Raw genomic sequence first — 23,096 nt, 5'->3', positions numbered from 1 at the left:
AAGCACTTGTTTAAATGGCTTCTCATTTACTCCTCATTCGCTTCTCTTTGTGCAATCATATTTTAAGTGATTTATTCAAAAAGAAGTTAAAAATACGCTGCACTTTTTACGTGAAAGCCAAACAGCAAAGTTTTACATCATGGTTAAAATCATTTGTAGACGCACAGCTTGCTGGCGTGACGAGCAAAGCTCGTAATAGAGTTTATTCACAAAAGGGCTAAGAGCACACTGAGCTTTAGAGAAGTAAGCAGCCTAAAGCACTTGTTTAAATGGCTTCTCATTTACTCCGCATTCGCTTCTCTTTGTGCAATAAAGCTTTAAGTGGTTAATCTACGAAGAGGTCGAGGGCACTGCGCTTTTAAGTGAAAGCCCAACGGCAAAGTTTTACACCGTGGTTAAGTTCACTTGTAGACGCGCAGCTTGCTGGCGTGACGAGCAAAGCTCGTAATAGAACTTCTTCACAAAGAGGTTAAGAGCACACTGAGCTTTAGAGAAGTAAGCATCCATAAAGCACTTGTTTAAATGGCTTCTCATTTACTCCTCATTCGCTTCTCTTTGTGCAATAAGGCTTTAAGTGATTTATTCACAAAGAGGTTAAGAGCACACTGAGCTTTAAAGAAGTAAGCAGCCATAAAGTACTTGTTTAAATGGCTTCTCATTTACTCCTCATTCGCTTCTCTTTGTGCAATAAAGCTTTAATTGGTTAATCTGAAGAGGTCGAGGGCTTTGCGCTTTAGAGAAGTAAGCAGCCATAAAGTACTTGTTTAAATGGCTTATCATTCACTTCTCTTTGTACAATTGGTGATGAATGCGTTAAGTGTTTTACTGAAAACGGCTATCAATTAAATTTATTCATAAAGACCTTATGAAAATACTGATATAATTTCAGTGCTAATTAAAAACTTAGTAACAAAGCTTTTACAAAGCAAAGACTATTGCTTCACAATAGTGCACATGCTTTAATTAGTCGGCTAAAATACAAGTGCTCACCAAGGTTGGTGAGTAAGTGCAATATTAAAATAATTTTGGGATTCTACAATGGCGTTAAGCTGTAAATCACTCGCATCAATACTCGCAATACTAAGCATGACCGGCTGTACAATAGTACCAGGCAGCCACTTTGAAGGTATAGACTCAGGCGAGCAAACACAAAACCTCGAACAAGATCTCGAAAAAGTAAACATTCAAATAATCGACTCGCTACTAATAAATAAACAAAATCAAGCGCGTATAGCAGCTAAACCAATTTCAAGCACCGATGGTTTAAACGTAAGCAACTACGAATACAAACTAGGTGTTGGCGACGTACTAACAATAGGCGTATGGGATCACCCAGAGCTAACAATACCCGCAGCAGTACAACGTACCGCAGAGTTTGACGGTTTTAGAGTACAACGAGACGGCACCATTACTTACGCCTACGCACCAAATATACCAGCAGCAGGTAAAACAATAAGCCAAGTGCGTAATGAGCTTGTTAAACGCCTAAGCCGAGTAATAGAAAACCCACAAGTAGATGTAAAAGTAGTTGGCTTTAGAAGCCAAAAAACCTACGTTACCGGTGAAGTAAAACAACCTGGTGTATACCCAGTAACCGAAATCCCACTTACCTTAATTGATGCCTTAAACCAAGCCGGCGGCTTAACTGATGCAGCCGATTGGCGCACAGTAACATTTACCCGTGGCGACAAAACAGAAGTTATTAAACTTGATGACTTTTATGCCCATGGCGACATTTCGCAAAACCGTTTATTGCAACATGGCGATATAGTGCATGTAAATCGTAACGATGCACAAAAAATATTTGTATTAGGTGATGTTAAAAAAGCAGGTTCAGTAACGCTTAACCGTTATGGTTTAAACTTAGCCGAAGCGCTAAGCGACTCAGGCGGCTTAAACGAAGCAACAGCCGACGCTAACGGCGTATTTGTACTACGTAAAAGTAACGTAGAGCAAACCGGTATTATTGCAAACGTATACCAATTACACGCTAAAAATATAGCGGCAATGGTATTAGCTGAGCAATTTGAACTACAACCGCGCGATATTGTATATGTAACATCGGCACCACTTGCCCGTTGGAACCGTGTAATTAGCTTACTGTTACCGTCAATCGCTACTGTAGATAGTGTTGACGATATAACTGCAAACTAAGGTTTTTAAAAATGTTTGATTCAGTTTTAGTAGTGTGTGCAGGTAACATTTGTCGCAGCCCAACAGGTGAGTATGTTTTAAAGCAAAAGCTTGAAGGCAAAAATATTAAAGTATCGTCTGCTGGGTTAACAGCACTCGAAGGCAAACCAGCAGATGCAAAAGCAAAACAAATAGCACTCGCACATGGCGTTAATATGGACGCCCACCAAGGCCAGCAGCTTACATCAAGCTTAGTAGCGCAAAATAGCGTAATACTCGTAATGGAAGAGCGCCATTTAAACGACGTACATGCTCGTTACCCAGAGGCACGGGGTAAAACGTTTTTACTCGGTAAGTGGATTAATAACGCTGAAATACCAGATCCGTACCGTCAAAGCCAAGAGGCTTTTGAACACGTTTATACATTAATCGACAGCGCATGTAGCGCTTGGCAAAAGTATTTATAAGGAATGGCTAATTTAATGAATACCCAGCCGAATAATAGCGCTAGCAGTGCTAATAATAAAAGCACTAATAACACACAATCAACGCAAGAAATTGATTTAATGGCGCTACTAGGCGCATTGCTCGATCGCAAATATTTTATAGTAGCCGTAACGGCGCTGTTTATGTTTGTAGGTGTTATTTATGCTGTATTAAGTACCCCTGTTTACCAAGCAACAGCCATGATACAAGTTGAAGACGGCGGTGCATCAGTCCCTGGTTTTGACGATATGGCAGGCATGTTCGAAAGTACATCGGCTGCGGTAACCGAAATAGAGCTACTAAAGTCGCGCAGTATAATAGGTGAGGCAGTAGATACTTTAAAGCTTGATGTAATAGCAGAGCCTAAGCTATTTCCGTTTATAGGTAGCCGAGCTTATCGTACTTTTACCCCAATGGAAGATGGCGACTTAGCCGAGCCAAGCTTTGGTGCTAGTAGCTTCGCGTGGGGCGGTGAGAGCATAAATGTATTTAGGTTTGACGTACCACGCTTTGCAATTAATAAAGAGTTCACAGTTGTAGCACAAGCCAACAACAGTCTTGCACTTTTAAATGAAGACGGTGAGCAAGTATTATCGGGTAAAGTGGGCGAGGAGCTTACAAACGGTAAATTTAACTTAACCATTCGTACTTTAAATGCTCACCCTGGTACAGAGTTTACAATTACCCGTAAAGATCGCCTTAATACTATATTAGATTTGCAAACGGCTATTGGTGCAAGCGAGAAAGGCAAAGATTCAGGCATAATTAACTTAAGCTTACAAAGTACTAAACCAAGCTATGCCGAAAAAGTGCTTGATAAAGTCGCGGCTATTTATGTACGCCGCAATGTTGAGCGCAACAGTGCTGAGGCGCAAAAGTCGCTAGAGTTTTTAGAAGTACAATTACCTGAAATTAAAAAACAGCTTGAATACGCAGAGCAGCGCTTTAACGACTACCAAATAAAGCGCCAATCAATAAACATAACGCTCGAAACACAAGGCGTGCTTGAACAAGTTGTAAAGCTTGAAACCAAGTTACAAGAGCTAAACCTAAAACGCTTAGATATTGGTCGAAAGTTTAAAAAAGATCACCCTTCGTACCAAGGTATACTTGAGCAAATAGAAGCTGTAAATAAACAAAAACAAGAGCTTGTAGGTGAGGTAGGTAATCTGCCAGAAACTCAACAAGAACTACTACGTTTAAAGCGTGATGTTGAAGTAAGTAACCAAATTTACACACTACTACTTAGTAAAACACAAGAGCTTGATATAGTTCGCGCAGGCACTGTAGGTAACGTACGTATTATTGACTACGCTGAGGTAAATACCAGTAAGCCAGTTAAACCTAAAAAAGCATTAATAGTGGTAATGGCCACTATGCTAGGTGGTATGTTAGCTGTGGCAATTGTGCTTATACAAAAAGCAATGCACAAAGGCGTTGAAGACCCAAGCGAAATTGAAGCGCTAGGCTTACCTGTATACGCAAGTGTACCGCACTCAGATTATCAAGATAAACTAAGTGGCTTTGCCGAGCGAGCCCGCAAAAATAAAACAAATAAACCTAAAAGTATACTCGCGCTAGACAACCCAGCTGACCTAGCAATAGAAGCACTACGTAGCTTACGTACTAGTTTGCACTTTGCGATGATGGAAGCTAAAAACAATATTATTGCTATATCGGGTCCAAGCCCAAGTGTGGGTAAATCGTTTATATCGGTTAACTTAGCCTCAGTACTTGCGCAAAGCGGTAAAAAAGTACTTATTATTGATGCCGATATGCGTAAAGGCTACTTGCAAACCCAGTTCGGTTTAAAATGGGATGATGGATTAAGTGATTACCTATCGGGCCGTTTAAACCTAGAGCAAGTTACTAAACCAACCAAAGTTGAAGGCTTAAGTGTTATTACGCGGGGGCAAATACCGCCAAATCCTTCAGAACTATTAATGCATAGTAACTTTAGTAAGTTAGTTGAAGAAGTAAGCGCCGCTTACGACATTATAATTATCGACACCCCACCAATACTTGCAGTAACCGACCCCGCAATTGTAAGTGCGCATACAGGCACTACATTACTTGTAACACGTTTTGGACAAAACCATGTGCGTGAAATAGAGCTAACACGTAATCGTTTTGAGCAAAATGGCATAGACGTAAAAGGTGTAGTATTTAACGGCGTAGTTAAAAAAGCCAGTAATGCATACGGTTACTACGGATATTACAACTACGAATACAAAAGCGATAAATAGCCTTTAGTTTAAATTAAGGCTTATTAGGCACTTTTTAATAAAAGTAAAAAATTGTCTTCCGAAGAGATAGTCAAAATAGGCTGTCTCAGTTTTAAAAATATCTCAGTAAATAAATAGCTGAGGTGCTTTGTCGATATAAATCACATTAGAGGCTGGTAAAAATCAGCTTTCACATGGAAAAGTACAACCAAATTTAAAGGCATCTGTTGTGAAAATATTAGTAACTGGTGGCGCAGGATTTATTGGTAGCGCCGTTATTCGTCATATTCTTTCTAATACCCAAGATAGCGTAGTTAATGTTGATGCATTAACGTATGCAGGAAATCTTGAGTCTCTTCCTAATGCACAAGAGTCTGAACGTTACTGTTTTGAGCACGTAGATATTTGCAACCGTTCAGAATTAGATAGAGTTTTTAAATCACACAAGCCCGATGCTGTAATGCATTTAGCTGCTGAAAGCCATGTAGATCGTTCTATTACTGGCCCCGCAGAGTTTATACAAACCAATATTGTTGGTACATATAATTTGCTTGAAGCTGCTCGCGAGTATTGGAATACACTTGAACAACCAGCAAAAGGTGCTTTTAGATTCCATCATATTTCTACTGATGAAGTTTACGGCGACCTTCCACACCCAGATGAGCAAGAAGGTAATACATTGGGTCAAGAGCTTCCGCTATTTACTGAAGAAACATCCTATGCACCAAGTAGCCCGTATTCTGCAAGTAAAGCTAGTTCAGATCACTTGGTTAGAGCTTGGTTAAGAACTTATGGTTTTCCTACTATTATTACTAATTGCTCAAATAACTATGGGCCTTATCACTTCCCTGAAAAGCTTATCCCATTAGTTATTTTAAACGCACTTGAAGGTAAAAATTTACCTATTTATGGTAAAGGTGACCAAATTCGTGACTGGTTATATGTAGAAGATCACGCTCGTGCGCTTTATAAAGTAGTTACCGAAGGCGCTGTTGGCGAAACCTATAATATTGGTGGTCATAACGAAAAACAAAATATTGAAGTAGTACAAGCAATTTGTAGTATTTTAGATACTTTAGTACCTAAGGGGTCTTCATATTCAGAACAGATAACCTATGTAAAAGACCGTCCAGGTCACGATCGCCGATATGCAATTGATGCCACTAAAATGAGCGCTAAATTAAGTTGGACACCGCTTGAAACATTTGAAACAGGCCTACGTAAAACCGTTCAATGGTATTTAGATAATCAAACGTGGTGTCAAAACGTACAAGATGGTTCATATCAGCGTGAACGTCTGGGCGAAATAAATATGACAGCTAAAGGAAAATAGCATGAAAGGAATTATCCTTGCCGGAGGCTCCGGTACACGCCTTTATCCTATTACTATGGGTGTATCCAAGCAGTTACTCCCAATTTATGATAAGCCAATGATTTACTACCCGCTTTCTGTGTTGATGTTAGCGGGAATACGTGAAATTTTAATTATTACTACACCTGAAGATCAAGAATCATTTAAGCGATTATTAGGTGATGGCTCACGCTTTGGTGTTGAGCTTAGTTACACGATACAACCAAGCCCAGATGGTTTGGCTCAAGCGTTTATTTTAGGTGAAGAGTTTATTGGCTCTGACGACGTTTGTTTATTGCTAGGCGATAATGTTTTTTATGGGCAAGGGTTTTCACCTAAGTTAAAACATGCAGTCGAGAATGCCAAAAATGGGCAAGGAGCGACTGTATTTGGTTATCAAGTAAAAGATCCGGAACGTTTTGGTGTCGTTGAATTTGATGAGAACCAAAAGGCTATTTCCATTGAAGAGAAGCCAGCTAAACCAAAGTCTGATTTAGCGGTAACCGGTTTATATTTTTACGATAATTCTGTTGTAGAAATAGCCAAACAAGTTAAGCCCTCGCATAGAGGTGAGCTAGAGATAACGTGCTTAAATGAAATTTATTTAAAGCAAAATAAGCTAAATGTTGAAATACTTGGTCGCGGCTTTGCCTGGCTTGATACAGGTACGCATGAAAGCTTGCTTGAAGCGGCTCAGTTTGTAGAAACAATAGAAAAGCGTCAAGGCTACAAAATAGCTTGTCTAGAAGAAATTGCATTCAATAATAAGTGGCTAACTAAATCTGAAGTAGAAGCGCTTGCAGCCCCAATGCTTAAAAATAGTTACGGTCAATATCTAATGGATTTAGTAAAAAGTAATGCATAATCATTTTACTTTGAAGGAGTGGGATAGCCACTTTTTTAACAAGACAATATTTTCACTTGAGCTAACAAGTGATGATATAGAAAATAAAAATTGGCCTAGTAACTCACTAGTAACAACTAAAGTTAGTTCAAATAACTATCACGATTTAGATAAAATGAATAAGTACGGCTTTAGCTTTGTTGAGGGAGAAGTTGTATTTCAAAAAAGCTTACTAGACAGTAATGACGTAGTTTCACTACCAAGTTTTAATTGTTATCTAGCGCTAGAAAGCGATATTGATGAACTTAAACGTACAGTAAGTGATTTATATGTGAATAGTCGTTTTAGAGAGCCGTGGTTTTCTCCAAGTGAAAGAGATTGCTTTTATCAAACGTGGATCGAAAATGCAGTTTTATCTAAATTCGATGACTGTTGCTTAGTCTTAAAGAACGAAGGTAATATTTCTGGTTTTATTACTATTCGGATTAGAAATAAAGAAGCCGTTATAGGGCTTATTGGAGTAGCTAATCGTTTTCAGGGGCAGGGGATAGGTAGTGAACTGCTAAAGCTAATAGAGGCCTACTGTTTAGCAAATAACGTTAGCAAGATAAAAGTTGCAACACAAACTAGCAATACCCCCGCAGCAAACTTATACAGTAAAAATGGTTTTAGCATTGCTGATATATCATATTGGTTTTATAAACAGGTTTAAAAAATGATCCCTTTTAATATCCCTCCTAAAGTAGGTACAGAATTAGCGTATATCGAGCAAGCTATTGCATCAGACAAGTTATGCGGCGATGGTTACTTCTCTAAAAAGTGCGAAAAATGGTTTGAAGACAGCTTCAACACAACAAAAGCATTACTAACTCCCTCATGTACAGCATCGTTAGAGCTAGCCGCTATTTTGATAGATATTCAGCCAGGCGATGAAGTTATAATGCCTTCCTATACATTTGTATCTACAGCGAATGCGTTTGTATTACGTGGTGCAAAAATTATATTTGTTGACGTTCGCCCGGACACAATGAATATTGATGAAACACTTATTGAAGCTGCGATTACGGCTAACACAAAAGCAATAGTGCCAGTACATTACGCAGGTGTAGCTTGTGAAATGGATACAATACTCGCTATCGCAGAAAAACATGACTTGTGGGTAGTAGAAGATGCAGCACAAGGCGTAATGTCTACCTATAAAGGTAAAGCACTAGGAACTCTTGGTCATATAGGCTGCTATAGCTTTCATGAAACTAAAAACTACTCATCGGGTGGCGAAGGTGGGGCAATTTTAATTAATGACCCTAAGCTGGTTGAGCGAGCTGAGATTATACGTGAAAAAGGAACAAATCGTAGCCAGTTCTTGCATGGTATCGTCGATAAATACACGTGGCAGGACATAGGGTCGAGCTTTTTACCAAGCGAGTTACAAGCGGCTTATTTATATGCACAACTTGAAGCCGCAGACACGATAAATAATTTTCGTTTATCAATATGGGATTATTATTACAGTAAACTTAGCCTAAAACTAAAGGCTGAGCAGTTACCCTATATTCCCGATTCATTAACGCATAACGCGCATATGTTTTATATAAAGTTAAGTTCTAATGAAATACGAAATGAATTTATTAGTTATATGAAAAAGGAAGGTATTATTACACCATTTCACTATATACCTTTACATTCTAGTCCTGCAGGTAAGGAGTTCGGTGAATTCTCTGGTGAAGATATACATACAAGTAATGAAAGTTCTAAGCTTGTTAGATTACCCCTATATTATGGGTTAACTTTAGAGCAGCAACAAAGAATAATAAAGCTAACTCTAGAATTTTATAATATGTGACTTGTGAGGTACTTAATGAGTATTCTTTCAATACCTATTTTATATAATTTATTGCGCTCAATTAGTTAACTACTACGGTCAATACTTTTATTAGTCAATTTTATCTTTCGTAAATGTAGTGTTTGTTTTTATAAGCGTTTATGCATTTTAACTCATTTATATAGAATTCATATGCTTCATTATTAATTTAAATGTTATTTTAGTAACTTAATTTATAGATTTTTAAAAGTAGGCTTGATAGTAAAAAGGAAGAACTGTTGAATATAAAAAAAATATTAAGTTACTCGTTTGGGCCTTTTGGCGCAGCGCTAATAGGTTTTATTACATTACCTATTATGACTTGGTACTATACGCAAGAGGATGTTGGTAAGTATAATCTATTTCAAATAATGATATCTCTTTCAATAATAGTTGTTAGCTGTGGGATGCATCAATCTTATGTAAGAGAGTACCATGAATTAGAGAATAAGAATGAATTGATTAAGCCCTCTTTATTCCCTGGAACTTTAGCTATTATTTTATTAATTCTGGTTAGTTATTTTACAAAGTTCAGTCTTTCCTTTATTTTATTCGATGTTTACAATAAAGAGCTAGAGCTTTACTTATTTCTAGCTATAGTGTGTTCTTTTTATATAAACATCCTCACGCATATTTTAAGAATGAAAGAAAGGGCTATAGCTTTTTCTATGACTAAGTTACTTCCTAAAATAACTTTTTTTATAGCGTTAATTTTGATTGTAAGCTTTGATAATTATCGAAGCTATTTGGAACTTATTAAATTAACAGCTTTTACATTGCTTATTTCGCTTGTCATTTTTATTTATTTGTTACGGAAGGATTTAACTGCAGGTTTAAAAGCTTCATTTAGAAATGTTTTAATGATAAAAATGCTTAAATTTGGCTCACCGCTAATTATTGGTGGGTTAGCTTATTGGGCCTTAACAGCAGTAGATCGTATATTACTAAAGGAAATGTCAGGCTTTGAAGAAGTAGCAATCTACTCTGTTTCAACCAGTATTGTTAGTGCTCTCAGTATTTTAACAACAATATTCGCAAGTATTTGGCATCCAAAAATCTATCATTGGGCGAGAGAAGGGATTGATAAAGCGAAAATAGAACTGATTGTTAATACTACATGTATAACAGTGATTTTGATTTGGACTTTCGTTGGCATTTTTTCTTGGGTAGTTGACTGTTTTCTTCCTTCTGATTATTCTCAAGTTAGTAGTTTAATAATAGGGTGTGTTGCAATGCCATTAATCTATTTACTCTCTGAAACTACTGTAATTGGAATCGGAATATCTAAAAAAACAATCTACTCAGTTTACTGCTCTGTTACTGCATTTTTAATTAATATTGTACTCAATTATCTTCTTATTCCTGAATATATGGCTTTGGGGGCTGTAGTGGCCTCATTAATATCATTTTTAGTGCTCTTTATTCTTAGAACTGAGTTTAGTTGCTTAACGTGGATGTCTATAAAAAGAACTAAAGTTTATATTAGTGTATTATCACTATGTCTTATAACAATTATCCATATAAGTGATTTGATAGCTTATAAATATATGGTTGCAATTTGGATTATGAATTTATTAATGTCTATTTATTTCCACAAGAAAACAATAAAAGTTTTATATAAGGTCCTAATCAGTAAATATATTGGCCAAAATACATGAGTAAAAAAAATAAAGTTATGCATTTAAGTTCAAACTCTGGACTTTATCCAAATAAATTTGTTCCAGATTATTCAGAGTTTGTTATGAATAACATAAAAGGTTCAGTTCATCATTTCTATTATGTTGGAGACGGAATTGGTATAGAAAAACATCAAAAATGGCGCGTTTACAATAACTCATTCATGTCCGGTATTAAGCTTTTAATTTGTATGTGCTTTTATGATTTAATTGTTTTTCATTCTATTCCTTCGGCAAAGGTTACTCTAATCCTAGCTTTTTTTATTAAGTATTTTAAAAAATGTGATCTGGTTGTTTGGGGGGGGGAAATCCATCATCAAGCTGTTAGAAAAGCAGGAATTAGAGAGTGCCTACTCCCTTACTTTAACAAACAGTTTATTAAAGGATGTAAAGGGTATATTACGTATATAAAAGAAGACTTTGATTATATAAAAAATAATATAAACCCTAAAGCAAAATGGCTAGACTTAGGCGGTTTCTACCCAAGTAATATACTAAAAAGTTCAATTAGCAACTCATATGCAGAAAAGGTAACTGATGAAGCTATAAATATTCTTGTTGGTGTATCTGCACTGAAAAGGAATAACCACTTTGAAATTATAGACACGTTAGGAAAATCATTTTCACATGAATGCAAAATACATATCCCTCTCTCCTACGGAGATAAGGAATATGCTTATCAAGTAGAAAAGTATGCAAAAGAAATTTTAGGAGAAAAAAATGTATACGCTATCTATGAACATGTAGATTATGCTACCTACTTAGATTTTCTCAAAACTATTGATATCGCAGTATTTTCGCATGAAGGGCAGCAAGGAATGGGGAATATTAGAAATTTGATAGGTATGGGTAAAACTGTATATTTAAATCCTAAAAGTGTTACATGGAGTTATTTATATAACTTAGGTTTTGAAATTTATGACTATAAGACAATGAAAGACTTTGACTTCTACATATCAGAGAAAAATATTGAAATTGCGAGGAAAGAATTCTCTTTCGAATCAACCTTAACTACGCAAATAAAGTATTATACATTTAACTAAGCATTTATTGTTTAGAGGGTATAGTTCTTATTACTATATAAAGTTGAATTTATGTATCTGATATCTATAATTTTAATAATTTCATCATTGATTCTATTTAAGAGTCGATTTATTCAGTTGATATTGATCTTTATGATCTATCCTATCGTTATTTTAGCTTTTATTAATATTAATGGTGAAAGCTCTCGAATCATAGCTAGTGTAGGGGAAAGTTATTATTCTCAATATTTTGATTATGCATTCCAATGCCAAATTTTAATATATATTGCTATTTTAATACCTTTATTAACCATCAGAAAAAAAATATTTACTTGCTCACCTTTACCTATAGGTAATGGTATTCGCCTAATATTTTTGGGAGCTCTTTTTTTAACCTATCCAGTTGCTTATCCTGCAATTTTTGGTTTTAGTAATGATAGATTTGGGAGTGGAGGCAGTTTACTACTAATATTTAATGCAATACTAATTTTATCAAGGCAAAGTAAACTTAATATAATAGATTATTTGACTATCGCAATTAATCTATTTGCACTGTTTTCAGGTGAGCGAGCAGATACAATTTTAATTTTATTTTCATATTTTCTTCTGACATCTGATGGAACACACATTAAAGAGAAAAACTTATCAAACTTAAAGCTATTCTCAGCGTTATTAATTTTATTCATTGTAGGGTTAATTTCAGGGATTAATAGGGTCGGAGGGGAGTTTTCCCTAGGTTATTTAGCATATTATTTACTAAATCAAGGGACCGCAGTTGATGTAATTCATGTGTACTTGAGCTCCTTTTGGTATGTAGAGAATATAGGCTTCAATACAGACCCTTTGATTAACTTTATTTATAGCTTCTTCCCATTTAATTCAATTGGAGGGGCGTCGTCCGAATACAATGTTACCTCTATTTTACGAGAGCATATACCTAGCGTAGGCGGTGGCTTATTCTACACCGCTGGATATGTAAGTTTTGGATTGTTCGGTGCTATACTTTGTTCCTTCTTTTATGGTTTATATATTAAATTATGCTTTAACGCAGGTACAATATTGTCAACTTTATTTATAGCTATATTCATTCAGCAATTACGATTACAGTGGTATGGCCTAACGTATATGGGAAATGTAGTCTCATTTGGAATAATTGTTTTTTCAGTTATTTACTTTTTTAAAGTGTTTTTTAGTAAAAAAGGACGTTATGAATAAGTCTTATCCTAAAATTTCCGTTATATTGTGTGTTTATAATGGTGAGAAATATATTATTGATTGCTTGGAATCAATAAGTCAACAAACTTATGACGACTATGAAGTTATAATTATCAATGATGGCTCTAGTGATAAAACTCTCCATTTAATTGAAAGTTATTATGCTAATAAAAGTGAGAGCGTTACAGTAGTTAATCAGTCTAATCAAGGTTTAACTAAATCATTAAATATTGCAATTTCTATTTCTAAGGGCGAGTATATAGCAAGAGTTGATGCCGATGACATTTGTCATAAATTTAGATTTGAAAAAAGTATACAATTTATAGAAAGTAAAAAATTAGACTTCATAACTACAAGAGCAGAGCGATTCACAAGTACTAAATCTCAAGGCGTTGTCCCCAATTATATTAAACTAAAATCAGGCATCATTGAGTTTCTATTTTTACGGTATGGGAACCCCTTTGTACATGGAACTTTTTTTGGAAAAAAAAGAATTTTTACTTTATTAAAGTATGATGAAAGCTATCGCACGGCCCAAGATTTTGATTTTTTGTGCAGGCTGTTGAAAAATAAGATGTTTAAGGTTGGCTATCTAAATGAAGTAACTTATTACTTAAGAATATTAGAAAACTCACTTGGTAGGGCTAAAGGAAGTACTCAGAGAGATAACGCCCTAGCAATAGCGAGGAAACACTTTGGTACAGATAAGTATATGATTATAAAGTATGGAACTATTCCAAGGTTAATACTTTCTTTTCATAAGCGTCTTTTTTCATAACAGTATAGGTTGGAGTCTTAGATATCTATGGGTAAAAAAATATTAATTCTTTCTGATAATAATACAGGAGGGGCTGGGGTCGTTGCTGCAGAATCAAAGAGGGCTTTAGAGGAAGCAGGGTTTATTTGTGATTTTTTTTTCGCAAGCCAGTTTTTTAAATTTAATCCAATTAGATATTTGTATAATCATAAAGCACAAGTCCTGCTCAGGAATAAGTTGAACCTGTATAAGCCTGATTTTATAATGCTGCACAATTACGATAACCTTTTCAGTCCCTCAATCCTGTTTGAATTAAAAAAATATAAGCATAGAAATTCTACTCCAATAATAATGACACTTCATGATTACCATGTCGTATCAGCGTCAAATTCTTTAACTTATTTTGAAAAATCAAAGAAAATGTTTTTTAATGAGCTTCCTAACCTTTATACACTGCTTTCAAAAAAACTGGATAAAAGGAGTTATATACATGGGCTTGCCAGAATCTTGCAATGGTACATCTATTATAAGATTTTTAAGTTAGACAAAGAGATAGATGTTTTTTTATGCCCGAGTAAATTTATCGAAGGTTTTTTAATTGAGAGGATTGGAAAAAATAAAGCGTTATTTTTACCTAACCCTTGCCGTGTTGATTATAAACCTATTAGAAAACAATTAGATGTAATAAATGTAACTTTTGCTGGTAAGCTATATTATGAAAAAGGTATATATGAATTTTTAAAAGCGATTGAAGGTTATAAAAGTAGAAAGTTAATTAACATTAATATAGCAGGCGAAGGGGAGTATTATGATCTGGTTAAATCTCTTGCCTATATAATAAATAAAAATAAAAAGCTAAATGTTAATATTAACGTCTTGGGTCGTGTAAATAAAGAAAAGTTAATTGATTTGCTTGATATTTCTCATTTTATATTATTACCATCACTGTGCTATGAAAACTCCCCTCTAACTCTCATAGAAGGTGCTTATCGTTCATGTAGAATCATTACTATGAATTATGGAGGGATGAAAGAAATTGGTAACAATATTTCAGGCTCAATATTATTAGATCGTATTGATAAAGACTCCGTTAGAACAATGTTAGATGAAATTACTAGTCGCGATGATACTAGCTTTACTCATAATGAAAAAGATATGAAATTTTTAAATCTTTATTCTAGTAATTTGTATTCATTAAAGTTATTCGAAGTACTTAGGTCTAAGGGGAATTTTAATTTAGCTGAGAAATAACTTCGTCTGAAACGAGTAATGTATGCTACAACTGCTAACTGTTTCATTGGATAAAGCAGTACAATGAAATCTGATTACTTTATAATTAAGTGAAATTCAAATAGGCATAAATTTAATATGAGTGTTGCAATCACAGCTAATACTAGTTGGTATCTATATAACTTTAGAAAGAATACTATTTTAGAAATACTTAAGACTAGAAATAAGGTTTATGCTATAGCACCAAAGGATGGATATTCAAAAAAGCTTGAAGAACTAGGCTGTGAATTTATTAATATAAATATTGATAGTGGTGGTACAAACCCAATTAATGATTTAGGCACTTTTTATAATTTTTATAAAATATATAAAAACTATAAAATAGATGTGGTTTTAAACTTTACCCCTAAAAACAATATTTATAGCACTTTGGCAGCAAGACTTACAGGCGTTAAATCTATTAATAATATTGCTGGTTTAGGTACTTTATTTATAAGTGAAAGCTTTGCGTCAAAAATAGCTAGAGTTTTGTATAAATATAGCCAAAGCAAAGCTGACTTTATTTTTTTTCAAAATGAAGATGATAGAGCATTATTTAAGTCCCATAAAATAGCCCAGAATGTTAAGTCGGATAGACTCCCTGGTTCTGGCGCTGATTTATCCCGTTTTATTGTATCCCCAGCACCTGATGATGGTATTACTCGCTTTTTACTTATTGCTCGTATGCTTTTCGATAAAGGTATAGGGCAATACGTAGAAGCTGCGCGAGCACTTAAAAGAAAATATGGTAATAGTGTTGAGTTTAGGTTACTAGGCTTTTTAGATGTTGATAACCCTTCAGCGGTTTCAAAAGCACAAATGAATACTTGGGTAGATGAAGGTGTAGTTAATTATTTAGGTACTTCTGATAATGTTGAAGCTGAGATAGCGCAGGTTGATTGTATGGTTTTGCCATCGTATTACCGCGAAGGCGTTCCAAAGTCTCTGCTCGAAGCTGGCGCTATGGGCAAACCCATAGTGACAACCGATAATGTAGGTTGCAGAGAAACTGTTGATAATGGCTTTAATGGTTTTATTTGCGAACCAAGAAGCATTAAAAGCTTAACTGATGCCTTAGATAAAATAATAACCATGTCACATTCTGAACGCCTTAAATTTGGTATGAACAGTCGCTATAAAATTGAAAATGAATTTGACGAAAAAATAGTGATAAAAAAATACCTACTTGCTTTGAAAAGCCTTTAAAACCTAGTTATTAATTTTAGTAAGTACTTACCTACCTTAATATCGGAATACTATATGTTTTTAGATCTCTCGTTTACCTTTTTTATTGCTTTTGCCAGTTTGTTTTTAATGAGAAAAGCAGCTCGAAAAATAGGGTTAGTCGACAAGCCCTCTGGCCGTAAAATGCATACAGGTAATATACCTCTTGTTGGTGGTGTAGCTATATGTATTACCATAGTGCAATACATATATTCTCACCCAGGAATGATTAACCATGCTAACTTGTATATGTGCTGTATTGTAGGTTTAACAGCTGTTGGTGCATTAGACGATAGGTATGACTTAAGCGTAAAAATACGCATGCTGGTACAAACTATTATATCTATAGCTATGATTTACTTTGCTAAAGCAGAGCTTGTAACACTTGGAAATATATTGGGGTTTGGCGACATTAGCTTGGGCTATGGTTACGTAGGTGGCTTAATTACTATATTAGCTGTTATAGGCTGTATAAATGCCTTTAATATGGTTGATGGCATAGATGGTCTTTTAGGTGGGTTGTCGGTAGTTACATTTGGTGCCATTGGTATTTTGCTAAGTATAAGTAATGAGCAAAGTTTAAGTTACTTATGCCTCTTACTCGTCGTATGTATGATTCCTTATATCATTATGAACTTAGGCCTAATAGGTCGTGAGCGTAAAGTATTTATGGGTGATGCTGGTAGTATGATGATTGGCTTTACTGTTATTTGGCTATTAATTGGCGCAAGCCAAACCCCAGGGAACCCTATGATACGTCCAGTAACCGCATTATGGTTAATTGCATTACCATTAATGGATATGGTTGCAATAATGGTACGTCGTTTAAAGCAAGGTAAATCGCCTTTTAAGCCCGACCGCGAACATTTACACCATATTTGCCAGCGTCTAGGTTGTTCGCCAACACAAACACTTATTTTAATATGCTCAATTGCATCTGTATTTGCTGGTGTAGGTATAATTGGTGAGGTTTTTGTAATACCAGAATTTTTAATGTTTTATAGTTTTTTAGTTGTATTTGCAGGTTACTTACTTGTACTAATTAACTACTGTAAAATTATAAACTTTTTTAGACGTAAATTAGACTTACCAGAAAAACAATATTCTGCGAGTAAGTAAATTACATAAGCGCTAAGTAAATTCGCACCTTCAGGGGGTATTGTAGGTGAGGTTTTATACCTCGCTTTTATAAAGTTAGATTATTTGAACGCGAAGTAAATTTGCACTTACAAAGAGCGTTTTCATCAGGATATTCATCCACTTTTATTTTACAATTAAGCAAAAAATCTTAGGTAATTTACTCACAAATAAATTAAAGGGTTAATGCACTTTAAAAGCGCAGCTTAGGTAACGTTCTGAGGCCGTTGAGTAATATCATTCGATGTTACACTTTGGCTTGAGCCTTTTTGCCTAGAGCCTAATTTATAACTCTGGTAGAATCATTTTATTAATTATTGACTAATCTTAAAGGATTAATATGAAAATTGCCGTAGTAGGTACAGGCTATGTAGGCCTTTCTAACGCTATGTTGCTAGCCCAGCACAATGAAGTGGTTGCATTAGATATAGATGAACACAAAATAGCACTTTTAAATGATAAAAAATCACCGATTGTTGATACCGAAATTAGTGAGTTTTTAACACGTAGTGATTTAAATTTCACAGCAACTACCGATAAAGTAGCTGCCTATAAAAATGCTGATTTTGTAATTATTGCGACTCCAACCGATTATGATGTAGAAAATAATTACTTTAATACAAACTCAGTCGAAGCTGTAATTAAAGATGCCATAGCGCATAACCCAAATGCAGTTATGGTTATTAAATCAACTATACCAGTTGGTTTTACGCAAAGTATTAAAGAAAAACTTGGCATTAATAACTTAATGTTTTCACCTGAGTTTTTACGTGAAGGTAAAGCGCTACACGATAATTTATACCCATCACGTATTGTAGTAGGTGAGCAAAGTGAGCGCGCAACTGTTTTTGCTAACTTACTTAAGCAAGGTGCTATAAAAGAAGATATTGAAATTCTTTTTACTGATTCAACTGAAGCCGAGGCTATTAAGTTGTTCTCAAACACTTATTTAGCTATGCGCGTTGCTTATTTTAATGAGCTTGATAGCTACGCTGAAGCTCATGGCTTGAACAGTAAGCAAATTATACAGGGCGTTAGTTTAGATCCTCGAATAGGTAGCCATTACAATAACCCATCGTTTGGGTATGGCGGCTACTGCTTACCAAAAGACACTAAGCAGCTACGTGCAAACTATGCAAACGTACCTAATAATATTATTGGTGCAATTGTTGATGCTAATACTACACGTAAAGACTTTATTGCCGACTCAATAATTAAGCGCAGCCCTAAAGTGGTTGGAGTGTATCGTTTAGTAATGAAAACTGGGTCTGATAACTTTAGAGCCTCTGCTATTCAAGGCATTATGAAGCGTATTAAAGCTAAAGGTATTGAGGTAGTAGTTTACGAACCTGTGCTTGAAGAAAATGAGTTTTATCACTCACGTGTAATTAAAGACTTAAATGAGTTTAAGCAAATATCTGACGTTGTTGTGTCTAACCGCATGGTTGAAGAGCTCAGTGATATTGCTGACAAAGTTTATACTCGCGACTTATTTGGTAGTGATTAATAAACAAAGTTTAAAGGCTAGGTATAAGCTACTAGTAGTAGCTAAGCCTGCGCGGTGTTTTCTGAACTATTTTTGTGTCACTGAGTTTTTAGTAACTTATTCACAAAGAGGTTTAGAGGGCGCTGCGCTTTAGAGAAGCCAAAAGTAGGTAATATATTAGTTATAAATATTAAAAGCTGAGCTTTTCGGGTGAACAAGCTCGACGCCTGCAGGTAAAATTTGGCGCTGTGGTTAAATTTACTTGTAGACGCACAGCTTGCTGGCGTGACGAGCAAAGCTCGTAATTTCTATGCTTTAGTCTGTTCTCATTTACTCCTCTTTTGCTTCTCTTTGTGCAATAAAGTTTTAAGTAATTTATTCACAAAGAGGCTAAGAGGGTGCTGCGCTTTAGAGAATTAAAAACAATTATTTGAGAATATTCACTTTGTTCTTTCGTTAAATTTATCTTGTGCGAAAGGATTGAGTAAATTTATTCATAAAAATGTTTACATAGTACTTTGTCGTACTATGTAAAAGTAGCTATTTAGGTATCTACTCATATATCCCCATTTACTTCTGTTTGTGAAATAAATGCGGCTTAAATTTCGGAATTAAGGTGTTTATGAAATATTTAGTAACAGGTGCTGCTGGTTTTATTGGCGCGGCAACATGCCAAAAATTGTTAGCGGCCGGCCATGTTGTAGTCGGTATTGATAACCTTAACGACTATTACGATGTAAATTTAAAATTAGCTCGTTTAGCGCAATTTGAAAGCCATGAAGCGTTTACATTTATTAAGCTTGATATAAGTGAACGCCCAGCAATGAGCGAGTTATTTAAAACACAGCAGTTTGATAAAGTAATACATTTAGCGGCGCAAGCCGGTGTTAGGTATTCAATAGAAAACCCTGATGCTTATGCAGACTCTAATTTAGTAGGGCATTTAAACGTACTTGAAGGATGTCGTAATAATAAAGTTAAGCACTTGGTTTATGCTTCATCTAGCTCTGTATATGGCTTAAACGAAAAAACACCGTTTGAAACAACCGACAGTGTCGATCACCCCGTGTCGTTTTATGCTGCAACTAAAAAAGCGAATGAGCTAATGGCGCATAGCTATTCTCATTTATATAGATTACCTACAACAGGCTTACGCTTTTTTACTGTTTATGGCCCATGGGGTCGCCCAGATATGGCACCGTATATTTTTACTAAAAAAATACTTGCCGGCGACACTATTGATATAAACAACAACGGCGATATGTGGCGTGACTTTACTTACATTGATGACATTGTCGAAGGTGTTGTTCGTGCTGCCGATGTTATACCTGTTGCAAACCCTGACTGGAGGGTTGAATCTGGTTCGCCTGCTTCTAGCTCTGCTCCTTATGCGGTTTATAATATTGGTCACGGTAGCCCAATAAACCTAATGAAGTTTATTGAAGCCATTGAAGCTGAACTAGGTACTGAAGCTAAAAAGAACTTCCGTGAAATGCAAGCTGGCGATGTTTATAAAACTTATGCTGATACTACGGATTTATTTAATGCAACAGGCTATAAAGCGCAAGTTGGTGTTAAGCAAGGCGTAAGTGAGCTTATCAAGTGGTATAAAGACTTTTATAAATAAAGGTTACAATTTGTAAGTCATTTAAAAACACTGTTTTCATTTGAGACAGTGTTTTTTATTGGCTTAAATAAAGTAAGGTTAGATGAGCGCGGAATCAATTCGCACCTACAGGGTGCATATGTTGTAGGTGAGGTTTTACACCTCGCTTTTGGTAACGTTAGGTTAGATGAGTACGAAGTAAATTCGCGCTTACAGGGCGTGCATATTGTAGGTGAGGTTTTACACCTCGCTTTTTGTAAAGTTAAGTTAGATGAGCGCGAAATAAATTCGCACCTACGGGGTGTGTGTATGTTGTAGGTGAGGTTTTATCCCTCTCTCTCGTTGCTTTATAGAGTATTAAAAATTAGCAAATACACCTAACCTAGCAAACGTTTCCCCGTATACATCCTTTCCTTGATACAGCTCAGCTCCCCAACTTTTAGCGCCCATTATTGGTTTGCTTAATTTCCGCGTATAGGCTGTTTGTAACTCATAACTTGTTTTATAACCATCACGTTTATTTTCAAGCATACGAATAGTGGTATTTAAGCTCTCTATTTTACTTAATTGCCAATGCCAGTTTACGCTCATCGATTTAGCCGGTGTGTAATCGGTGTAGTCGTGCTCATCACCTAGCCAATGGCCTATAACATTACCTGAATTACGGTTACCATCTAGGTAAAGTCGATTGCCATACCAACTTTGTTGTAAGTTACTATGCTCAAAACGCAAGCTGTGATTATTGGCAATAAAAGGTAAGTAAAGACCAAAGCTGTATGCGTTATTGCGAGAGCCACCTAAGGTGTCTTCAAGCGCAACCTCGCCATAGAGTTCATAAGGGAGTGAGTAAATACTATTGTTATATGCGAATGTAATTGAACCAAGTTGATCCCCAAGCTCAAAATTTTCTCCAAGCTCATCAGCATCTTCTCTTCCTACGTTATCTTTGCTTCCAGGGCTAAAAAAACCTTCCGCAAAATCTTTTAAAGTAACGCTTCGCGGACCGCCACCAAACTGCATCAAACGGCTTAAGCCTATTGTTAAGTTATCGGTTGCTGCTAAGCTAGTGTGTAAGCCAAATAAATAAGGCTTACCTGGCTCATATACGTTAGCGACTCCTGTTTGTCTTCCTTCTTTTAAAATTCCGCTTTGCTCTGTCATTTTACTAATAAACATATCGTAACGAATATTAAAGCTGGTTATTGGCTCTACATTACTTAGCGTTATTGAAGGGGTTGTTTTAGCTTGTGTACTTAATAGCATCGCGCTGTCGTTAAAAGGTGAGTACCAATGTTCTCGGTAGCCTACATCTAACTGCGCATATTTATTACCAAGGTAAAAAAAGCTTTGTGTAGGTAATATTTCGTCTTCGTTGGCAATACCAGCAACACTTACACCAAAATAACGCCCGAAGTTAGCATAAGCGCCACCTTCAACAATTAAGTTGGTTTTAGTGGTTTGGCCGCGTTGGTTAGGCAGTGTTTTATCTTTTGTGCCAGCAGCGAGTGTTACTTTTGCAAATGCCCCCGCGTCGCTTTGAATGTAAGGGCTAAGTTGGTACGAAAGTGTTTGATATAACTCTGGATAAGTATGCCTTACTGTTTGCAGCACTCTATAAATATCGTGCGCTTTATAAGGCTTACTCATAATATGTGTATTTTTACTCACGGCTAAAAGTCGTTGTACTTGGTGCTCAAGTTCTGGGGCTTGATTTAAAGGTAAGTAAGGGGACACGCCACCTTTAGCAACAGCATTTGCACTGATTGCCATCCCGATAAACAGTGATATTTTTTTGAGCATAATTATTCCGTTAGCAAAAATTTGTTTAAGTAAAAACGTTAACGCGAGGTTAGCAATAAACGCCTAAGTAAGGAAGAAAAAAGCGATATATTAGTGGGGATATATAGGAGTAAGCTATCATTCGCAGGTGATAGACTACCCGTTAAATTCGAGCGCGTTTTGCATGTAGTGTTTTGCTATAAAGCAGGTGGCGAACGCATTTAATAAGTTATACCTACAAAAAATAGATTTGTAAGTTATTTATTCACAAAGAGGTTAAGAGGGCGCTGCGCTTTAGAGAAGTAAAAATACATAATTACTATTGTTTTAATGTCTTCTCATTTACTTCTCTTTGTGCAATAAGGTTTTTAGGTGATTTATTCACAAAGAGGCTAAGGGGGCTTTATTCTCTTCTCATTTACTCCTCTTTGTGCAATAAGGTTTTAAGGGATTTATTCACAAAGAGGTTAAGAGGGCGCTTCGCTTTAGAGAAGCCAAAAGTGGGTAAGTTATTAGTAATAAATATTAAAAACAGCGCTTTTCGCGTGAGCAAGCTTCACGCCTACCGGGAAAGTTTGACGCTGTGGGTAAATTTACTTGTAGACGCGCAGCTTGCTGGCGTGACGAGCAAAGCTCGTAATTTCAGTGCTTTATTCTCTTCTCATTTACTCCTCTTTTGCTTCTCTTTGTTCAACAAGGTTTTAAGTAATTTATTCACAAAGAGGTTAAGAGGGCGCTTCGCTTTAGAGAAGCCATAAGTAGGTAAGCTATTAGTAATAAATATTAAAAGCTGCGCTTTTCGCGTGAGCAAGCTTCACGCCTACCTGGAAAGTTTGATGCTGTGGTTAAATTTACTTGTAGACGCGCAGCTTGCTGGCGTGACGAGCAAAGCTCGTAATTTCTATGCTTTAATGTTTTCTCATTTACTCCTCTTTTACTTCTCTTTGTGCAATAGGGTTTTAAGTAATTTATTCACAAAGAGGTTAAGAGGGCGCTGCGCTTTAGTGAAGGCAAAAGTAGGTAAT

The 23,096-nt window shown here is 35.8% G+C and carries 17 protein-coding genes; 16 read left to right on the top strand and 1 reads right to left on the bottom strand.

The window, feature by feature from the left end; genetic code table 11:
- The first annotated feature begins 1,038 nt into the window (after positions 1-1,038).
- The 16 genes from QMA08_RS12910 to QMA08_RS12835 all read left to right on the top strand — a co-directional run bounded on the left by QMA08_RS12910 (position 1,039) and on the right by QMA08_RS12835 (position 20,313).
- The gene (locus tag QMA08_RS12910) at positions 1,039-2,154 is read left to right on the top strand and encodes a polysaccharide export protein (protein ID WP_290174656.1); all 1,116 of its coding nucleotides are present in this window, start codon (positions 1,039-1,041) and stop codon (positions 2,152-2,154) included.
- Positions 2,155-2,165: 11 nt separating this feature from the next.
- Positions 2,166-2,600, top strand: coding sequence for a low molecular weight protein-tyrosine-phosphatase (locus QMA08_RS12905; protein WP_007582278.1), 435 nt, complete (start codon positions 2,166-2,168; stop codon positions 2,598-2,600).
- Between the two features lie 15 nt (positions 2,601-2,615).
- A complete protein-coding gene (locus QMA08_RS12900; protein ID WP_290174655.1) occupies positions 2,616-4,865 on the top strand; it encodes a polysaccharide biosynthesis tyrosine autokinase in 2,250 nt (749 codons plus the stop codon).
- A gap of 208 nt (positions 4,866-5,073) precedes the next feature.
- Complete coding sequence (gene rfbB / locus QMA08_RS12895; RefSeq protein ID WP_290174654.1) at positions 5,074-6,177, top strand: dTDP-glucose 4,6-dehydratase; 1,104 nt, start codon at positions 5,074-5,076, stop codon at positions 6,175-6,177.
- 1 nt (position 6,178) lies between these two features.
- A complete protein-coding gene (gene rfbA, locus QMA08_RS12890; RefSeq protein ID WP_290174653.1) occupies positions 6,179-7,060 on the top strand; it encodes a glucose-1-phosphate thymidylyltransferase RfbA in 882 nt (293 codons plus the stop codon).
- Positions 7,053-7,751 (top strand): dTDP-4-amino-4,6-dideoxy-D-galactose acyltransferase, encoded by a 699-nt coding sequence (rffC, locus tag QMA08_RS12885; RefSeq protein WP_197120243.1) that lies wholly within the window; start codon positions 7,053-7,055, stop codon positions 7,749-7,751. Before rfbA ends, rffC begins: the two co-directional genes overlap by 8 nt.
- Before the next feature lie 3 nt (positions 7,752-7,754).
- Positions 7,755-8,882: a dTDP-4-amino-4,6-dideoxygalactose transaminase gene (rffA, locus tag QMA08_RS12880; protein ID WP_290174652.1), complete on the top strand. Its 1,128-nt coding sequence runs from the start codon at positions 7,755-7,757 to the stop codon at positions 8,880-8,882.
- A gap of 257 nt (positions 8,883-9,139) precedes the next feature.
- A complete protein-coding gene (locus tag QMA08_RS12875; protein ID WP_290174651.1) occupies positions 9,140-10,558 on the top strand; it encodes an oligosaccharide flippase family protein in 1,419 nt (472 codons plus the stop codon).
- Positions 10,555-11,619: a TDP-N-acetylfucosamine:lipid II N-acetylfucosaminyltransferase gene (locus QMA08_RS12870; RefSeq protein ID WP_290174650.1), complete on the top strand. Its 1,065-nt coding sequence runs from the start codon at positions 10,555-10,557 to the stop codon at positions 11,617-11,619. Before QMA08_RS12875 ends, QMA08_RS12870 begins: the two co-directional genes overlap by 4 nt.
- 132 nt (positions 11,620-11,751) lie before the next feature.
- The gene (locus tag QMA08_RS12865) at positions 11,752-12,813 is read left to right on the top strand and encodes a hypothetical protein (protein WP_290174649.1); all 1,062 of its coding nucleotides are present in this window, start codon (positions 11,752-11,754) and stop codon (positions 12,811-12,813) included.
- On the top strand, positions 12,806-13,591 hold the full coding sequence (locus QMA08_RS12860) for a glycosyltransferase family 2 protein (protein ID WP_290174648.1): 786 nt from the start codon (positions 12,806-12,808) through the stop codon (positions 13,589-13,591). Before QMA08_RS12865 ends, QMA08_RS12860 begins: the two co-directional genes overlap by 8 nt.
- 27 nt (positions 13,592-13,618) lie before the next feature.
- Complete coding sequence (locus QMA08_RS12855; RefSeq protein ID WP_290174647.1) at positions 13,619-14,821, top strand: glycosyltransferase family 4 protein; 1,203 nt, start codon at positions 13,619-13,621, stop codon at positions 14,819-14,821.
- 117 nt (positions 14,822-14,938) lie between these two features.
- A complete protein-coding gene (locus tag QMA08_RS12850) occupies positions 14,939-16,045 on the top strand; it encodes a glycosyltransferase family 4 protein (RefSeq protein ID WP_290174646.1) in 1,107 nt (368 codons plus the stop codon).
- 54 nt (positions 16,046-16,099) lie between these two features.
- Positions 16,100-17,182 carry a UDP-N-acetylglucosamine--undecaprenyl-phosphate N-acetylglucosaminephosphotransferase gene (gene wecA, locus QMA08_RS12845; protein WP_290174645.1) on the top strand — a complete coding sequence of 361 codons (1,083 nt, stop codon included), beginning with the start codon at positions 16,100-16,102 and terminating at the stop codon, positions 17,180-17,182.
- A 358-nt stretch (positions 17,183-17,540) separates the two neighbouring features.
- Complete coding sequence (locus QMA08_RS12840; RefSeq protein ID WP_290174644.1) at positions 17,541-18,707, top strand: nucleotide sugar dehydrogenase; 1,167 nt, start codon at positions 17,541-17,543, stop codon at positions 18,705-18,707.
- A gap of 601 nt (positions 18,708-19,308) precedes the next feature.
- Positions 19,309-20,313 (top strand): NAD-dependent epimerase, encoded by a 1,005-nt coding sequence (locus QMA08_RS12835; protein ID WP_290174643.1) that lies wholly within the window; start codon positions 19,309-19,311, stop codon positions 20,311-20,313.
- Between the two features lie 336 nt (positions 20,314-20,649).
- Here QMA08_RS12835 and QMA08_RS12830 read toward each other — a convergent pair whose 3' ends face one another.
- Positions 20,650-22,092: a capsule assembly Wzi family protein gene (locus tag QMA08_RS12830; RefSeq protein ID WP_290174642.1), complete on the bottom strand. Its 1,443-nt coding sequence runs from the start codon at positions 22,090-22,092 to the stop codon at positions 20,650-20,652.
- Between the last annotated feature and the right edge of the window lie 1,004 nt (positions 22,093-23,096).

Source organism: Pseudoalteromonas sp. APC 3355, from assembly GCF_030407615.1.
Taxonomy (GTDB): Bacteria; Pseudomonadota; Gammaproteobacteria; order Enterobacterales; family Alteromonadaceae; genus Pseudoalteromonas; species Pseudoalteromonas distincta.
The sequence above is the reverse complement of the archived record's forward strand: the minus strand, read 5'-3'. Positions and strand labels throughout refer to the sequence as shown.

What these genes read in the sequence shown, in the direction of transcription:
- QMA08_RS12900 (WP_290174655.1), top strand. Translation starts at nt 2,616, where the DNA reads ATGAATACCCAGCCGAATAATAGCGCTAGCAGTGCTAATAATAAAAGC.
- wecA (WP_290174645.1), top strand. Translation starts at nt 16,100, where the DNA reads ATGTTTTTAGATCTCTCGTTTACCTTTTTTATTGCTTTTGCCAGTTTG.
- QMA08_RS12910 (WP_290174656.1), top strand. Translation starts at nt 1,039, where the DNA reads ATGGCGTTAAGCTGTAAATCACTCGCATCAATACTCGCAATACTAAGC.
- QMA08_RS12850 (WP_290174646.1), top strand. Translation starts at nt 14,939, where the DNA reads ATGAGTGTTGCAATCACAGCTAATACTAGTTGGTATCTATATAACTTT.
- QMA08_RS12835 (WP_290174643.1), top strand. Translation starts at nt 19,309, where the DNA reads ATGAAATATTTAGTAACAGGTGCTGCTGGTTTTATTGGCGCGGCAACA.
- QMA08_RS12840 (WP_290174644.1), top strand. Translation starts at nt 17,541, where the DNA reads ATGAAAATTGCCGTAGTAGGTACAGGCTATGTAGGCCTTTCTAACGCT.
- QMA08_RS12855 (WP_290174647.1), top strand. Translation starts at nt 13,619, where the DNA reads ATGGGTAAAAAAATATTAATTCTTTCTGATAATAATACAGGAGGGGCT.
- QMA08_RS12860 (WP_290174648.1), top strand. Translation starts at nt 12,806, where the DNA reads ATGAATAAGTCTTATCCTAAAATTTCCGTTATATTGTGTGTTTATAAT.
- rfbA (WP_290174653.1), top strand. Translation starts at nt 6,179, where the DNA reads ATGAAAGGAATTATCCTTGCCGGAGGCTCCGGTACACGCCTTTATCCT.
- QMA08_RS12905 (WP_007582278.1), top strand. Translation starts at nt 2,166, where the DNA reads ATGTTTGATTCAGTTTTAGTAGTGTGTGCAGGTAACATTTGTCGCAGC.
- QMA08_RS12865 (WP_290174649.1), top strand. Translation starts at nt 11,752, where the DNA reads ATGATCTATCCTATCGTTATTTTAGCTTTTATTAATATTAATGGTGAA.
- QMA08_RS12870 (WP_290174650.1), top strand. Translation starts at nt 10,555, where the DNA reads ATGAGTAAAAAAAATAAAGTTATGCATTTAAGTTCAAACTCTGGACTT.
- rffA (WP_290174652.1), top strand. Translation starts at nt 7,755, where the DNA reads ATGATCCCTTTTAATATCCCTCCTAAAGTAGGTACAGAATTAGCGTAT.
- rffC (WP_197120243.1), top strand. Translation starts at nt 7,053, where the DNA reads ATGCATAATCATTTTACTTTGAAGGAGTGGGATAGCCACTTTTTTAAC.
- QMA08_RS12830 (WP_290174642.1), bottom strand. Translation starts at nt 22,092, where the DNA reads ATGCTCAAAAAAATATCACTGTTTATCGGGATGGCAATCAGTGCAAAT.